Source organism: Streptomyces sp. NPDC001848 (genome assembly GCF_042891915.1).
GTDB lineage: Bacteria > Actinomycetota > Actinomycetes > Streptomycetales > Streptomycetaceae > Streptomyces.
Map to the genome: position 1 here is coordinate 115,772 of NZ_JBIATP010000007.1, position 15,894 is coordinate 131,665.

12 protein-coding genes and 2 tRNA genes are annotated in these 15,894 nt (G+C 70.4%); 8 read left to right on the top strand and 6 right to left on the bottom strand.

The genetic code is table 11. The features are described 5' to 3' along the window. Window positions 1-228: 228 nt before the first annotated feature. The 5 genes from ACFYZJ_RS16000 to ACFYZJ_RS16020 all read left to right on the top strand — a co-directional run bounded on the left by ACFYZJ_RS16000 (window position 229) and on the right by ACFYZJ_RS16020 (window position 5,366). The gene (locus ACFYZJ_RS16000; RefSeq protein ID WP_388567871.1) at window positions 229-1,380 is read left to right on the top strand and encodes an epoxide hydrolase family protein; all 1,152 of its coding nucleotides are present in this window, start codon (window positions 229-231) and stop codon (window positions 1,378-1,380) included. Window positions 1,381-1,719: 339 nt separating this feature from the next. After that, window positions 1,720-2,442: a M50 family metallopeptidase gene (locus ACFYZJ_RS16005; protein WP_388568590.1), complete on the top strand. Its 723-nt coding sequence runs from the start codon at window positions 1,720-1,722 to the stop codon at window positions 2,440-2,442. Window positions 2,443-2,592: 150 nt separating this feature from the next. After that, window positions 2,593-3,909: a 3-phosphoshikimate 1-carboxyvinyltransferase gene (gene aroA, locus ACFYZJ_RS16010; protein WP_388567874.1), complete on the top strand. Its 1,317-nt coding sequence runs from the start codon at window positions 2,593-2,595 to the stop codon at window positions 3,907-3,909. 17 nt (window positions 3,910-3,926) lie between these two features. Then, window positions 3,927-4,937 (top strand): ribosome small subunit-dependent GTPase A, encoded by a 1,011-nt coding sequence (rsgA, locus tag ACFYZJ_RS16015; protein ID WP_388568592.1) that lies wholly within the window; start codon window positions 3,927-3,929, stop codon window positions 4,935-4,937. A 105-nt stretch (window positions 4,938-5,042) separates the two neighbouring features. Further along, window positions 5,043-5,366, top strand: a complete 324-nt coding sequence (locus ACFYZJ_RS16020) for a multidrug efflux SMR transporter (protein ID WP_263231975.1) — start codon at window positions 5,043-5,045, stop codon at window positions 5,364-5,366. A 96-nt stretch (window positions 5,367-5,462) separates the two neighbouring features. On the opposite strand, the gene ACFYZJ_RS16025 is transcribed toward ACFYZJ_RS16020, so the two are convergent. After that, window positions 5,463-6,071, bottom strand: coding sequence for a TetR/AcrR family transcriptional regulator (locus ACFYZJ_RS16025; protein WP_388567877.1), 609 nt, complete (start codon window positions 6,069-6,071; stop codon window positions 5,463-5,465). 205 nt (window positions 6,072-6,276) lie between these two features. Here ACFYZJ_RS16025 and hisN point away from each other — a divergent pair, with 205 nt between their 5' ends. Continuing rightward, the gene (gene hisN / locus ACFYZJ_RS16030) at window positions 6,277-7,077 is read left to right on the top strand and encodes a histidinol-phosphatase (RefSeq protein ID WP_388567881.1); all 801 of its coding nucleotides are present in this window, start codon (window positions 6,277-6,279) and stop codon (window positions 7,075-7,077) included. Window positions 7,078-7,375: 298 nt separating this feature from the next. Further along, window positions 7,376-7,780 carry a cyclic nucleotide-binding/CBS domain-containing protein gene (locus tag ACFYZJ_RS16035; RefSeq protein ID WP_388567883.1) on the top strand — a complete coding sequence of 135 codons (405 nt, stop codon included), beginning with the start codon at window positions 7,376-7,378 and terminating at the stop codon, window positions 7,778-7,780. Between the two features lie 313 nt (window positions 7,781-8,093). Here ACFYZJ_RS16035 and ACFYZJ_RS16040 read toward each other — a convergent pair whose 3' ends face one another. Next, entirely contained in the window at window positions 8,094-9,545 is a 1,452-nt protein-coding gene (locus tag ACFYZJ_RS16040; RefSeq protein WP_388567886.1) for a catalase, read from the bottom strand. 154 nt (window positions 9,546-9,699) lie between these two features. On the opposite strand from ACFYZJ_RS16040, the gene ACFYZJ_RS16045 reads away from it, so the two are divergent. Next, on the top strand, window positions 9,700-10,116 hold the full coding sequence (locus ACFYZJ_RS16045; RefSeq protein WP_388567888.1) for a Fur family transcriptional regulator: 417 nt from the start codon (window positions 9,700-9,702) through the stop codon (window positions 10,114-10,116). Between the two features lie 121 nt (window positions 10,117-10,237). Here ACFYZJ_RS16045 and ACFYZJ_RS16050 read toward each other — a convergent pair. From ACFYZJ_RS16050 to ACFYZJ_RS16065, 4 genes are all read right to left on the bottom strand, one after another. Continuing rightward, window positions 10,238-10,311, bottom strand: a tRNA-Met gene (locus ACFYZJ_RS16050). 170 nt (window positions 10,312-10,481) lie between these two features. Continuing rightward, window positions 10,482-12,467, bottom strand: a complete 1,986-nt coding sequence (locus tag ACFYZJ_RS16055; RefSeq protein ID WP_388567891.1) for a sel1 repeat family protein — start codon at window positions 12,465-12,467, stop codon at window positions 10,482-10,484. 228 nt (window positions 12,468-12,695) lie between these two features. Continuing rightward, window positions 12,696-12,769: transfer RNA gene (locus ACFYZJ_RS16060), tRNA-Met, on the bottom strand. A gap of 43 nt (window positions 12,770-12,812) precedes the next feature. Next, window positions 12,813-15,812, bottom strand: a complete 3,000-nt coding sequence (locus tag ACFYZJ_RS16065; protein WP_388568594.1) for a UPF0182 family protein — start codon at window positions 15,810-15,812, stop codon at window positions 12,813-12,815. Between the last annotated feature and the right edge of the window lie 82 nt (window positions 15,813-15,894).

Sequence of the window (15,894 nt, forward strand, 5' to 3'; positions counted from 1 at the left end):
GGGGCGCCGGAGGCCTGTCATACCCCTCGGCCAGGGCGACGGCCTGCGGCGGGTCGCGGCGGCGGATCGCGGTCAGAACCGCGTCCGTGAGCGCAGCGCGTTCCCGCAGGTGAGGGTGTGCTGCCAGCCAGTCACATCCGGCCATACGCAAGCGACAACCTGAGCGCGGACCGACAACACGTGAGCGTTCGCACCATCATCCAGGTCACCTGAAGGAGCAGCGTGCCCATGACCGGACCGTCCGGGGCCATCGTCCCGTTCCACATCAGCATCCCGGAAACCGCTGTGGCTGACGTGCAGGAGCGGCTGCGCCGGACCCGATGGCCCGAGCCTGAGACCGTCGGCGACTGGTCGCAGGGCACGCCGCTGACTTACCTCCGCGAGTTGTGCCGGTACTGGCTGGAAGAGTACGACTGGCACGCAGCGGAGGCACGGCTCAACCGGTTCCCGCAGTTCACCACCGAGATCGACGGGCTGCGTATCCATTTCATCCATGCCCGCTCGCCGCACCCGGACGCGGTCCCGCTACTGATGACGCACGGCTGGCCCAGCTCGGTCGCCGAATTCCACAAGGTCATCGATCCGCTCACTGATCCCGTCGCGTTCGGTGGCAGCGCGGCCGATGCGTTCCACGTCGTGTGCCCGTCCCTGCCGGGATTCGGGTTCAGCGGCAAGCCGTCCAAGACCGGATGGGGCGCCGAACGGATCGCCGATGCATGGGACGAGCTGATGAGCAGGCTCGGCTACTCGCGCTACGGTGCCCAAGGCGGCGACTGGGGTGCCCGGATAACGATGACCCTCGGCAGGCGGCACCCGCGGAACGTCATCGGCATCCACCTGAACATGGTGCCGTTCCCCGAGCCGGAGAGCACCGACGACCTCACCGAGACGGACCGTTCGGCTCTGGACGCGCTCGCCGGACACCGCGCCCAGGGGTCGGCGTACGCCACCGTGCAGGCGAGCAGCCCGCAGACCGTCGGCTATGGCCTGACCGACTCGCCCGCCACGCTCGCCGCTTGGATCATTGAGAAGTTTCAGGCGTGGAGCGACTGTGTCGGCGCCCCCGGTACCGTCTTCACGAACGATGAGCTCCTCGACAACATCATGATGTACTGGGTACCGGCCACCGGGGCCTCAGCGGCCCGCATCTACTGGGAAAGCTACGCCACCGCCGGCCGCTACCAGGGGCCCGTCCCGGTGCCGACCGGATGTTCCGTCTTCCCGGTGGACATCTACCGACCGACTCGCCGTTTGGCGCAGCCCCAATTCCCCGACCTGCGGTACTGGAACGAACTCGACCGGGGCGGGCACTTCGCCGCCCTCGAACAGCCGACTACGTTGGTCGATGAGCTCCGAACGGCTTTCCGGCTGTTCCGCTGACGAAGGACCAACGGGCGGGCACTCGTTCAAGGCGGCACTGCTTCCGGTGTTCGGGCGTGCTCACATCGGCCAGGCAGTCCCCACCCAGCGCGGTCGCGAACGCGACATCCAGTGGCTCACCAGCACGCCTGGGGTGGTCACAGGTGCCTCCAGGCCGACACACAGCCGGCACGGGTAGAGCAAGGGCCCCGGATCAGTCCGGGGCTCTAACGCTCTGATCGGCACCTTTGCCGTCAGGAACGATCGCTGGTACGTCGGCGTCTCAGATACCGTCCGTCCATGCGTGCCACCTTGCGGACCGCGCGCAACGAGCGCAACGAGAAGGAGCCACCGGGAAACATGGGCAACACCGCAGCGACCTCGATCGCCTCGATCTGGGACGAGGTCTTCGGCAGCCAGCCGGACCCCGCTCTGTGGGTGGTGATCGCGACCATGGTCGCGGCGCTCGCCGTGGTCGTCCCGCACAGCGTGTGGCGGATATCCCGCAACGCGATCACCATCGCGCACGAGGGCGGCCACGGCCTGGTGGCACTGGTCACCGGCCGGACGCTCACCGGCATCCGGCTCCACTCCGACACCAGCGGCCTCACGGTCAGCCGTGGCAAGCCCTACGGGCTCGGCATGATCCTCACCGCCGCCGCGGGCTACACCGCTCCCCCGCTGCTCGGCCTCGGCGGTGCGGCCCTGCTCGCCGCCGGGCACATCACCGCGCTGCTGTGGCTGGCGACCGCGCTGCTGGTGGCGATGTTGGTGATGATCCGCAACGCGTACGGGGCGCTGACCGTGGTGCTGACCGGCGGCACGTTCCTGGCGGTGTCCTGGCTGACCGGTCCGCAGGTGCAGGCGGCGTTCGCGTACGCGGCGGTGTGGTTCCTGCTGCTCGGCGGTGTACGCCCGGCCTTCGAGCTGCAGGCCAAGCGGTCCCGCGGGGGCGCCCGGGACTCGGACGCCGACCAGCTCGCCCGGCTGACGAACGTCCCCGCCGGTCTGTGGCTGTTCCTGTTCCACGCGGTGTCACTGTGTTCCCTGATGGGCGGCGGGCGCTGGCTGCTGGAGATGTGACGGGCGGCGGGGCGCGACGGTGTCGACGTGCGGCTGCGCCGCGACGGGGCCCCGTGTTCGAGCGAAGCCGAGAATCCGGGGAGCGACCAGCGGCAACGGCGGCGCGCCCGAACGAGGCGCCCTGCAACGGCGCCCTTATAGAGTGGGGCCATGGCCCCGAACCCCCCGCACACCGCCCTCTGGCCCGCCCCGCACGCGAGCGGAGCCGTCGACGCGACGGTTCACGTGCCCGGGTCCAAGTCGGTCACGAACCGCGCCCTCGTGCTCGCCGCCCTCGCCTCCGAGCCGGGCTGGCTGCGTCGCCCGCTGCGCTCCCGCGACACCTTGCTGATGGCCGCGGGCCTGCGCGCGATGGGGGTCGGCATCGAGGAAGGGGTCGGACCGGACGGCTCCGGCGAGACCTGGCGCGTCATCCCCGCCGCGCTGTACGGCCCGGCCACGGTCGACGTCGGCAACGCGGGCACCGTGATGCGCTTCCTGCCCCCCGTGGCCGCGCTCGCCGACGGCCCGATCCGCTTCGACGGCGACCCGCGCTCGTACGAACGCCCCCTGAACGGCGTGATCGACGCCCTGCGCGTCCTCGGCGCCCGTATCGACGACGACGGCCGCGGCGCGCTGCCGCTGACCGTCCACGGTGGCGGCGCGCTGGACGGCGGCCCGGTGTCGGTCGACGCGTCCTCGTCGTCCCAGTTCGTCAGCGCCCTGCTGCTGTCCGCCCCCCGCTTCAACCAGGGCGTCGAGGTACGCCACACCGGCGCCACGCTGCCCTCGCTGCCGCACATCCGGATGACCGTCGACATGCTGCGTGCGGTCGGTGCCCAGGTGGACACCCCGGAGTCGGGCGGCGAGCCCAACGTCTGGCGGGTCACGCCGGGCGCCCTCCTCGGCCGCGACCTGACGGTCGAGCCCGACCTGTCCAACGCCCAGCCGTTCCTCGCCGCCGCCCTGGTCACCGGCGGCAAGGTCGTCATCCCGGACTGGCCGGCCCGTACGACCCAGCCCGGCGACCGGCTGCGCGAGATCTTCACCGAGATGGGCGGCTCCTGCGAACTGACCGAACGAGGCCTGGTGTTCACGGGTTCCGGTGCCATCCACGGCATCGACGTGGACCTGGGCGAGGTCGGCGAGCTGACCCCGGGCATCGCGGCGGTCGCGGCTCTCGCGGACTCCCCGTCCACCCTGCGCGGCGTGGCCCATCTGCGGCTGCACGAGACGGACCGCCTGGCCGCCCTGACCAAGGAGATCAACGAGCTGGGCGGCGACGTCACCGAGACCGCCGACGGTCTCCACATCCGCCCGCGCCCCCTGCACGGCGGGGTCTTCCACACCTACGACGACCACCGCATGGCCACCGCGGGCGCCGTCATCGGCCTCGCGGTCGAGGGCGTGCGGATCGAGAACGTGGCGACCACGGCCAAGACGCTTCCGGACTTCCCCGACCTGTGGACCGGGATGCTGGGGAACTGACGGGCGGACTGACGACCATGCGCCGCTACGGCAAGCACACCGACGAGGACGACATCCGGACCCGTCCCAACCGCAGGGGCAACCGGCCGCGTACGAACATCCGGCCGAAGCACGAGGATGCGGCGGAGGGCATGGTCCTCACCGTCGACCGCGGCCGGCTGACCTGCCTCGTCGACGGCCGTACGGTCATGGCGATGAAGGCCCGTGAGCTGGGCCGCAAGGCCGCGGTGGTCGGCGACCGCGTCGCCCTGGTCGGCGACCTGTCCGGCGCCAAGGACACCCTCGCGCGGATCGTCCGCATCGAGGAGCGCACCTCGGTGCTGCGCCGCACGGCCGACGACGACGATCCCTACGAGCGCGTGGTCGTCGCCAACGCCGACCAGTTGGCCATCGTCACCGCCCTCGCGGACCCCGAGCCCCGCCCGCGCCTGATCGACCGCTGTCTGGTCGCTGCCTACGACGGCGGCCTGGAGCCGCTGCTGGTGATGACCAAGTCGGACCTCGCCCCGCCCGACAAACTCCTGGAGCTGTACGGCGACCTGGACATCCCCCACGTCGTCACCAGCCGTGAGGAACTGCAGACCGGCGGGGCCGCGGACCGGGTGCGCGAGCACCTCGTCGGCAAGGTCACCGCGTTCGTCGGGCATTCCGGCGTCGGCAAGACGACCCTGGTCAACGCACTGGTCCCGGAGGACCGGCAGCGTCTGACGGGCCAGGTGAACGCGGTCACGGGCCGCGGCCGGCACACCACGACGTCGGCGCTGGCGCTGCCGCTGGGGGAGGCGGACGGCTGGGTGATAGACACCCCGGGCGTACGGTCCTTCGGCCTCGCCCACATCGACCCGTCCCGCGTCATCCACGCCTTCCCGGACCTCGAGCCCGGCACCGAGGGGTGCCCGCGGGCGTGCAGCCACGACGAACCGGACTGCGCGCTCGACGCCTGGGTCGCCGAGGGGCACGCGGATCCGGCCCGGCTGTACTCCCTGCGCAGACTGCTCGCCACGCGGGAACGCCGCGAAGGGGACTGACCTCTCCGGTGTTTGCGCCCCGTACGCGCAGGTAAAGGCTTACTCGCACCGAGCCTTGATCCGAGCGGACGAAGCAGTCGGCCTGGGGACGTTGGAGGGCGACACATGGCGTGGCTGCTGGTCATCGTGGCCGGACTTCTCGAGACCGGTTTCGCCGTCTGCCTGAAGCTCTCCCACGGTTTCACCAGGCTCTGGCCGACCATCGCCTTCTGCTGCTTCGCGCTGGGCAGCTTCGGCCTCCTCACGCTGTCCTTGAAGAAGCTGGACGTGGGCCCGGCGTACGCGGTGTGGACGGGGATCGGAGCGGCGGGGACGGCGATCTACGGGATGGTTTTCCTGGGTGACCTCGTGTCCACGCTGAAGATCGTCTCGATCACGTTCGTGATCGTGGGCGTGATCGGCCTGCAGCTGTCGGGCTCGGCTCACTGAGACCGAGGGGACGAGTGCCGTAAGGGGCGCGGGGGCTGGAAGCGCACGCCCTGTAAGGGGCCGTACCGTCGCGGGAGCGGGGCTCGCGGCGCACCGTCACCGAACCTGCCGCGGCACAGCGCCCCGTACCAGTTCCGCCACCCCGCCCTCGCCCGGCGGAGCGGCCACGCACGACAGCGCCAGCCGAACAACCACCTCACAGGCACGGGCCCACTCCGCGGTGTCGCCCTTGCCCACGCCGGGCGCGGTCACCGCCGCGACAGCGCGGTCACGCACCAGGGCCACGAAGTCCGACGGCGAGGGCAGTGGCCCGTCGGCCCGCCGCTGCGCCGGCACCGCGGAGCCGGACGACACGGACGCGAGCGACGGCACCGGCAGCGACTCGCCCCAGCATCCGGTGAGCATGGCGCGGACGAGGACGTTCTGGCGCGCCGCCGAGACGGTCCACTCCGCGGCCGAGGCCAGCCGCTCGCCGGCATCCCCGTGCGTGGCGAGGGCCCGCTCGACACCGGCGAGGTACCCGTCCGCCTCCCGGCGCACCAGGGCGCGGGCGAGTCCGTCCTTGCTGCCGAACTCGTTGTACAGCGTCTGGCGGGAGACACCGGCCGCCGCGGCCACGTCCACCATGCGCACGGCGGACCACGGACGGCGCAGGAGCGCCGTGTAGGTGGCGTCCAGCAGGGATTCCCGCGCTGCAGGCATCATCGCCTCCCTCGGGGACCAGCGGCTCTGACGCACAGGGTTGACGCGTGCACCAACAGTGTCAAGGGCTCTCGGCCGCATTGAAGGGCGCGTACGGCCGTGACACGCCGCCATCACACGACAGTGCGGGGTCGCCCGCGGAAGTGCCCCAGGAAGATCCCCCCGTCCCGTGTGGCCGGTCCGGCGACCGGGCAGATACGGTTCGGTCATGCCCGACTATCTCGATGACCTGCGGCTCGCCCATGTGCTCGCGGACGCGGCCGATGCCGCGACCACGGACCGGTTCAAGGCCCTGGACCTCAAGGTCGAGACCAAACCGGACATGACACCGGTGAGCGAGGCCGACAAGGCCGCCGAGGAGCTGATCCGCGGCCAGCTCCAACGTGCCCGGCCGCGCGACGCGATCCTCGGCGAGGAGTACGGCGTCGAGGGCACGGGCCCGCGCCGCTGGGTGATCGACCCGATCGACGGCACCAAGAACTACGTGCGCGGCGTGCCGGTGTGGGCCACGCTGATCTCCCTGATGGAGGCGGGTGAAGGGGGCTACCAACCCGTCGTCGGCGTCGTCTCGGCGCCCGCGCTGGGCCGCCGTTGGTGGGCGGCGAAGGGGCACGGCGCGTTCACCGGGCGCAGTCTGTCCTCGGCGTCGCGGCTGCACGTCTCGCGGGTCTCGAGGCTGTCGGACGCGTCCTTCGCGTACTCCTCGCTGTCCGGCTGGGAGGAGCAGGGCCGGCTGAACGGCTTCCTGGACCTGACGCGCGCGGTGTGGCGCACCCGCGGCTACGGAGACTTCTGGCCGTACATGATGGTCGCGGAGGGCTCGGTGGACATCTGCGCCGAGCCGGAGCTCTCGCTGTGGGACATGGCGGCGAACGCGATCATCGTGACCGAGGCAGGCGGCTCCTTCACGGGCCTCGACGGCCGCCCGGGCCCGCACAGCGGCAACGCGGCCGCGTCCAACGGCCTGCTCCACGACACCCTGCTCGACTATCTGAACGACCGGTACTAAGGACCGGTACCAGCGACCGGTAGCAGCGACCGGTACCAGCCACTACCGGCCGGTACGAGACACCAGGGGTGCTGCTGTGCACCGCGAGCGCCCCTGAACTCACGTCGCGCGCCCTCTTGTTGACTTGCCCTTTGCCTGGGAACCTGGGGATCACCCACTTGTGAATTTGTGAAGTCTGGAACGGGCGCTTCCGGCGGGCGGCATCCTGCGGATCCGGAGCTCCGAGCCGGCGCCGTCGAGTGGGTTCGGTCCAGCGCACTCGTAGCTCCAGCGCATTCGTAGGAGGTGGCTCCGCCCCATGCTCGTCCGCGACGCCATGAGCACGATGGTCCTCACCATCGGCCCCGCACACACCCTCCGCCAGGCAGCAGCCCTGATGTCCGCCCGCCGGGTCGGCGCGGCCGTGGTCCTCGACCCGGACGCCGGCGGCCCCGGCATTCTCACCGAGCGAGACATCCTCAACTCCGTCGGTCTGGGCCAGAGCCCGGACCTCGAGCGGGCCCACGCCCACACCACCACGGACGTCGTGTTCGCCGCGCCGTCCTGGACCCTCGAAGAGGCCGCGCGCGCCATGGCCCACGGCGGCTTCCGCCATCTGATCGTCCTCGACGACGACGAACCGGTCGGCGTCGTCTCGGTCCGCGACATCATCCGCTGCTGGGCCCCGGCCGGGGAGCGCGTCCCGGCCGTGACGACCGGCTAGGGTCTTTCGTTTGGATCAGGCCGGATCAGGGAGCGGGTCCATGGAGGTGCCCCCGCGCGAGCTCGTTCGAGCGTGGGGGAGCGTGCAGCTGCAAGGCGGAGGAGGGAGTCGACGCGATGGGGATCCCCCCGCGCGAGCGTGTTCGAGCGTGGGGGAGTCGGCGAGTGACGACAACGCCGCAGATGTGCGTGCCGCGTGCCGGGCCCCGCGAGCCCGCCATGATCCAAACGAGAGGCCCTGGTCCACGCACGTAACGGGCCGGACCCCACAGGGATCCGGCCCGTCTCCCACGGCAAGCGGTCCAACCCCGGAGTCAGCCGCGCAGGGCCTGGACGGCTGCCTCCAGGCGCTTGCCGAGGTCGCCGTCGGCCCGACGGAAGTTGTCGATCGCACGCTCGACGATGTCGTCGCGCGAGACCTGCGAGAGGGAACCCGCGAGGTTGCCGATCAGCCGGCCCTTCTCGTCCTCGGACATCAGGCGGTAGAGGTTGCCCGCCTGCACGAAGTCGTTGTCCTCGGCGTGCACGGGAGCCTCGTGGTTGCCCGTGTCACCCTGCACCGGGGCCGGCCGCCACAGCGGCCGGTCGGTCTGGAACGGGCCGCCGAAGCTGTTCGGCTCGTAGTTCTTGGCGCCCTTGTGGCGACCGTCGTACAGGAAGCCGTCCCGGCCGTGGGTGCGCGCCTCGGTGGCGTGCGGGCGGTTGACCGGCAGCTGGTCGGCGTTGATGCCGACGCGGTAGCGGTGCGCGTCGCCGTAGGCGAACAGGCGTCCCTGGAGCATCTTGTCCGGGGAGGGACCGATACCGGGCACGAAGTGGGCGGGGCTGAAGATCGACTGCTCGACCTCGGCGAAGATGTTCTCCGGGTTGCGGTTGAGCTCCAGCTTGCCGATCTCGATCAGCGGGTAGTCGCCGTGCGGCCAGACCTTGGTCAGGTCGAAGGGGTTGAAGCGGTAGGTCGCCGCCTCGGCTGCGGGCATGATCTGGACGGAGACGGTCCAGGTCGGGTACTCGCCCCGCTCGATGGCCTCGCGCAGGTCGCGCTGGTGGGAGTCGGGGTCCCTGCCCGCGAGGATCTCGGCCTCCTCGGCGGTGAGGTTCCTGATCCCCTGGTCGGTCTTGAAGTGGTACTTGACCCAGAAGACCTCGCCGGCCGCGTTGTTCCACTGGAAGGTGTGCGAGCCGAAGCCGTCCATGTGGCGGTAGGACGCCGGAATGCCGCGGTCACCGAAGAGCCAGGTCACCTGGTGGGTGCTCTCCGGGCTGAGGCTCCAGAAGTCCCAGACGTTGTCCGCCTCCTGGCTGCCCGTGTACGGGTCGCGCTTCTGGGTGTGGATGAAGTCGGGGAACTTGATGGCGTCCTTGATGAAGAACACCGGGGTGTTGTTGCCGACGAGGTCGTAGTTGCCCTCTTCGGTGTAGAACTTCAGCGCGAAACCGCGCGGGTCACGGACGGCGTCCGCGGCGCCGAGGTTGCCGGCCACCGTCGAGAAGCGCAGGAACACCTCGGTCTGCTTGCCGATCTCGGAGAGGAAGGCGGCACGCGTGTACGGGGTGACATCGGCGGTGACCGTGAAGGTGCCGTAGGCACCCGCGCCACGGGCGTGCACCACGCGCTCCGGGATGCGCTCCCGGTTGAAGCGGGCGAGCTTCTCCAGCAGGAGCTGGTCCTGAACGAGAACCGGGCCGCCGACGCCTGCCGTCTCGCTGTTCTGGTTGTCGGCGACCGGAGCACCGGCCTCCGTCGTGAGCGGTCCCTGCGTCACCTGAGCCTCCTCGGTCACTGCCACTGCCTTCTTCCAGCCCCGTCATCTCGACCAGGACCGATCTCGATCCTACATTGGACATAGTCCAAGTCAAGCAAGCATCCAAACTCACACCTGTTCGGAAACTGGTCCCCTTGCTGTTAGGCTGGTGGGCATGAGTGACCTGTTGGAACGGCTGCGCGGACGTGGATGGCGGATGACCGCGCAGCGGCGCGTCGTGGCCGAGGTCCTCGACGGCGAGCACGTCCATCTGACGGCCGACGAGGTGCACGCCCGTGCCGTCGCGAAGCTGCCGGAGATCTCCCGGGCCACCGTCTACAACACGCTGGGTGAGCTGGTGTCCCTCGGCGAGGTGCTCGAGGTCACCACGGACAACCGCGCCAAGCGGTACGACCCGAACGCGCACCGGCCGCACCACCACCTGGTGTGCGCCAACTGCGGCACGATCCGCGACGTCCACCCGATGGGCAACCCGCTGGCGGACCTCCCCGACTCCGAGCGCTTCGGTTTCACGGTCTCGGACGTCGAGGTGACGTACCGCGGCCTGTGCCCGAACTGCGCGGCGGCGTAGCGGTCGCGTCGCCGGGGCTCGGCGTCCGCCTGTCCCAGGCGGTCCCCCTGCCCGAGGCACACATCAACGCATCAAATGACCGAGGCCGGAACCCATACGGGTCCCGGCCTCGGTCTTTCAGTAGCGGGGACAGGATTTGAACCTGCGACCTCTGGGTTATGAGCCCAGCGAGCTACCGAGCTGCTCCACCCCGCGTCGGTGAACGCAACATTACGTCAACGACACGGACAGAGGCAAATCGCTTCAGTCGGGCCTCACCAAGCGCCTGCCGCGCGGCCCCCACGCGGCACTCCCACGCCGCTTGCGCACCCCCCACCAGGCGCACCCCACACCGGGCGCCCTCGCGGCTCAGGCCCGACGCCGCCTCACGCCGACAGCTCCTCCCGCAAAGCGTCCCGCAACCGCGCCGCCCGCTCGGCCACCTCCGTCGGCCCCAGCGACACCGCCCGGTCGGCCCACCGCTGCCCCTCCGCCAGCTCCCCCCGACGCGCGTAGACCAGGGCCAGCCGCAACGCCGCCCGGCCATGACCGGCGTCAGCCGCCCGGGTCCACCACACCGCGGCCTCCGGCTCGCTCCCCTCCCGCGCAAGCAGAAGCCCCAGATTGAACGCGCCGTTCCGCGACCCGCCCTCCGCCGCCTCCCGGTACCACCGCGCCGCCTCCACCACGTCCCCCCGCGCGGCGGCCAGCATCCCGACCCGTACCTGCGCCCGGCGGTGCCCCTGCGACGCCGCCCGCTCGTACCACTCCTCGCACTCGCTCTTCTCGTGCGACGGCTCCCCCAGCTCGTGCGCGGGCGCCGGCGGCCGCCGCGCGTCCAGGAGCGTGGCGAGCCGGTACGCCGCCTCCGCGCTGCCGCCCCCGGCCGCGCAGCGCAGGTGCCGTTCGGCCGTCTGCTCGTCTCCCTGACGCAGTCGGGCGATCCCGACCTGGAGCGCCGCCTCGGTGTGACCGGCGGCCGCCGCCCGCTCGTACCATCCGAGGGCCGTTCCGTCCTCCCCCCGCCCGGCGTGGAGGATCCCCAGGTTGAACGCGGCGTCCACGCTCCCCGCCTCCGCCGCCTTGGAGAACCACGGTTCCGCCCCTGCCGCGTCCCCGCCCTGCAGCAGCAAGATCGCAAGCGCGTTCGCCGCCTCCCGGTGCCCGGCGTACGCCGCGCGCCGGTACCACTGCTCGGCCTGCGCGGTCCGTCCCTGCTCGGCGCAGAGCAGGCCCAGGTTGTACGCGCCGTTGACGTCGCCCGCGTCCATCGCCGCCCGGTACCACCGCTCGGCGGTCTGGGTCTCGCCACGCTCCGCGTGCAGCGCGCCCAACGCGTTCGCCGCGTTGCCGTCCCCCTCCTGCGCGGCTCTGAGCCACCACACGGCGGCGCTCTCGGTGTCCCCCGCGTCCCGCAGCAGGAAGCCCAGCGCGCAGGCGGCCCGTGCCTCGCCGTCCTTGGCGCTCGTCAGGTACCAGCGCCCGGCCTCCTTCAGGTCGCCCCGCCGCTCCAGGATCGCCCCGAGGTGCAGTGCCGCCCGTCGGTGCCCGCGCGCTGCGGCCTGGCGGTACCACTGCTCGGCCTCCTCGAGCGGGGACGGCGCGACACCGTTGTCACCGCCGGCCTCCTGCTCACGCAGCGCCCTGCGGTCGAGCGCCCTCGCCAGCCGGTACGCGGCCTCACGATGCCCGCGCTCCGCGGCGGCCCGCATCCACTGCTCGGCACTGTCGTCACCGCGGTGCTCCAACAGGTCGGCGAGCGCGTACGCGCCCAGAACATGTCCCTGCTCGGCCGCCTGGCGCAGCCAGTACTCGGCGGCCGGCTCGTCGCCGCGCTCACGGTGGTGCCGCCCGAGCGCGTGCGCGGCCGCGGCGGACCCGGCGACGGCGGCGATGCGCCACCAGCCGGCCGCCTCCTCGGCGTATCCGCGCTGGTGCAGAAGGACACCCAGGTTGTTGGCGGCGGCGCGGTCACCCGCGGCGGTGGCGGCGCGAAGCTGGGGCTCGGCTCCGTCGAGATCGCCGCGGCGCAGCAGCATCGCCCCGAGGACGCTCATCGCCTGCACGTCGCCGGCTTCGGCGGCGAGCCGCTGCCGCGCCTCCTCGGCCGCCTCACCGGCCTCATCCCGCTCGACGGCCTGGTCGACGGACGGGTCGACGGACGGGTCGACGGTGGAATCGGTAGAAGAGCCGGCAGATGAGTCGGCAGGAGCATGGGCAGGAGAATCGGCCGAGTGATCGACGGACTGGTGGGCGAGCCGGTGGGCGGACATGTCGGCGGACTGCTCGGCCGACCGACCCACGAGCCGGTCGGCGGGCCGCACAAATCGACCCGTCCCGAACAGAGCTGCCTTCTCCCCCATAACGTCCATCGTCGCACCACCTGCAACCTGGGTACACCTGGTATACCCCAGCCAGTGAGGTCACTTCAGCGTTTTGTCGACATGCCCACAGAGAGACAAGTCAAACACAGAAGTGGCCAACTGCCCCCGCAAGCAGCCACATTTCAGGCGAGTTGCCTGGTCACGCCGTACGCCCCTCGTGTCGCACACACGTCGAGGGCCCGGATCCACCATCAGGATCCGGGCCCTCGACTTCAGTAGCGGGGACAGGATTTGAACCTGCGACCTCTGGGTTATGAGCCCAGCGAGCTACCGAGCTGCTCCACCCCGCGCCGTTGTTGGTCAACCGTACCACGGCGCGGGAGAGGCCTCGGTTCAGCCCCCGCCGGAGCCGCTGGGCGAACTGCTCGGCGAACTGCTGGGCGAACCGCTCGGGCTGCCGCTCGGCGAACCGCCGGCCGAGTTCCGGGGAGTGGCGGAGGGACTGCTGCCGCTCGCGCCGCCACTGCCCCCGCCGCTGGTCTTCCCAGCCTTCGACTGGGCCTCCTCCGCCCGCTTCAGCGCGTCCTGGAGGTCTTTCTGCGCCCGCCCGTACGCTTCCCAGTCGCCCTTCTTGAGGGCTTCCTGGCCGGCGTCGAAGGCCTTCTGCGCGTCCTGGAGCGCCTGTTGGACCGTCGGGTTGCCGGTCGCCGGCGGGTTACCCGTCCCTGTGCCCGGCGGCGAGGTGGAGTCCTCCGCGCCGAAGACCTTGTTCAGCGCCTGGTCGAGCGTGTCCTCGAACTCGGTCTTGCCGCCGTAGGTCACCAACACCTTGCGCAGCAGCGGGTACTTGAGCCCGCCGCCCCGTACGTAGACGGGTTCGACGTACAGCAGTCCCCCGTCGAGCGGCACGGTCAGCAGGTTGCCGTACTCGATGTCGGAGTCGCCGCCCTTCAACAGCCTGATCGACTCGGCGATGTCCTGCTGGGAGTTGAACTTGCTCTGGACCTGCTTGGGCCCGTCGACCGTTCTGCTCGTCGGCAGCTTCAGGATCCTGATCTTGCCGTAGTCGGGGGTGCCCGCCTCTGAGTCGACCGCCATGAAGGCGCTCAGGTTGTCACGGCCGTTCGGTGTGAACATCGTCGTGAGGGAGAACGCCTGTGCCTGCTGGTCGGGCATCTTCATGCTCAGGTAGTACGGCGGCACGGCGTTGCCCGTCTTGTTCGTCGGGTCGTCGGGCACCTGCCACACCTCGCTGCCGCTCAGGAACGTCTGTGCGTCCTTGACGTGGTAGCGCGTCAGCAGCTCGCGCTGCACCTTGAACAGGTCCTGGGGGTAGCGCAGATGGGACATGAGCGAGGACGAGATGTCGCTGCGCTGCTTCACGGTGCCCGGGAACGCCTTCATCCAGGTCTTCAGGACCGGGTCCTCGGTGTCCCACTGGTAGAGCTTGACCTCGCCGGTGTACGCGTCGACGGTCGCCTTCACCGAGTTGCGGATGTAGTTGACCTGGTTCTGCTGGGCCATCACCGCGCGCTGGGTGTTGCCCGCGGTCAGCGAGTCGGCCGTTGTGTCGCCCAGCGTCGTACGGGAGGAGTACGGATAGCCGTTCGACGTCGTGTAGGCGTCGACGATCCACTGGATGTGGCCGTCGACGACCGCGGGGTAGGCGTCACCGTCGATGGTCAGCCACGGCGCGACCGCCTCGACGCGCTCCTTGGGCGTGCGGTTGTACAGGATCCGCGAGCCGTCGCCTATGGCGCCGGAGTAGAGGATCTGAGGTTCACTGAACGCCACAGCGTATGCCGCCCGGTTGACCGGGTTGGAGAGGCTGACCCCGCTCCCGCCCCGGTAGCTGGTGGTCTTCTCACCGTTGTCGTCGGAGTAGTCGATCTCCTTCTGGGGGCCGCCGACGATCGAGTACGTGGTGGTCTTCTCGCCGTAGTAGATGCGCTGTTCGTACGTCCCCAGGTCACCGGTCGAGGGCAGGTCGGACTCGGTGAAGACGGGCTGGCCGTTGGCGTCGGCGGTGGTGCCCTTGGCGGCGACCACACCGTAGCCGTGGGTGTAGCGGAAGTGGTCGTTGATCCAGTTGTTCTTCGGAATGCCGTTCAGGTTCAGCTCACGCAGTCCGATGACCGTGTCCTGGTCCTTGCCGTCCTTGGTGTACCGGTCGACGTCCAGGTTGGTCGGGAAGGCGTAGTAGTTCTTCATCTGCTGGAGCTGCTGGAACGTCGGGGAGACGATGTTCGGGTCCAGCAGGCGGATGCTCGCCGCGGCGTCCGCGTCGTCGCGCAGCGTGCTCTTGTCCTTGGTGCTGCTCGTCCCGGCGTACTCGGTGACCTGGGCGTCGTCGATGCCGTAGGCCTCGCGGGTCGCCTTGAGGTTCTTGTCGACGTACGGCGCCTCCTTGGCCTGCTCGTTCGGCTGGACCTGGAACTTCTGGACGATCGCCGGGTACAGCCCGCCGATGAGGATCGCCGAGAGCACCATCAGGCCGAAGCCGATCACGGGCAGCTGCCAGGTGCGCCGCCACAGGGTGGCGAAGAACAGCAGCGCGCAGATGACCGCGATGCAGAACAGGATCGTCTTGGCCGGCAGGTAGGCGTTGGCGTCGACGTACCTCAGGCCCGTCCAGTTGCCGGTCGCCTTGAAGTCGCTGGACTTGACCGCGAGTCCGTACCGGTCGAGCCAGTAGGCGACCGCCTTCAGGGCGACGAAGACACCGAGCAGCACGGACAGGTGCCCGGTGGCGGCGGCCGTGGCGCGCGCTCCCGGGGAAGTGATCCGCAGGCCGCCGTACAGATAGTGGGTGAGCGCCGCGGCGATCAGCGACAGGACCGTCGCGGCGAAGCCGAAGCCGAGCAGGAAGCGGTACCACGGCAGGTCGAAGGCGTAGAAGGACACGTCCAGGTGGAACTGGGGGTCCTTCTGGTGGAACGGCACGCCGTTCACCCACATCAGCCAGGTCCGCCACTGGCTGGACGCCGACGCGCCCGCGACCAGGCCCACCAGGGCGGTGATCCCGAGCAGCAGCCACGTCTTGTACGGCGCGATCCCCATCCGGTAGCGGTCGAGGCTCTGCTGTTCCATGGACATGGCGCTCAGCGGCGGACGCAGCCGGTGCGCGAGCCAGATGTTGACGCCGACCGCTGCCGCCATCAGCAGACCGAAGACGAAGAAGAGGCCGATCTTGGTCCACAGGGTGGTGGTGAAGACGGACGAGTACTTCACCGACCGGTACCAGAGCCAGTCCGTCCAGAAGCCGGCGAACATGACGAACGCCATACCGAGGACGGCGAGGACCCCGAGCGTCATGAGCAGGGTCCGGGCCCGCCCGGACGGGCGGCCCACTCTGATCCGCGGCCCCGTCGGGCCTCCGCCGCGGTCCGGCATCTGGAAAGCCAAGGTGCGCACCTCGAAGTTCGCTGTTGATCCGAGTTGATCCGTCAGGCCCCCGTGAACGCGGACCATGGAT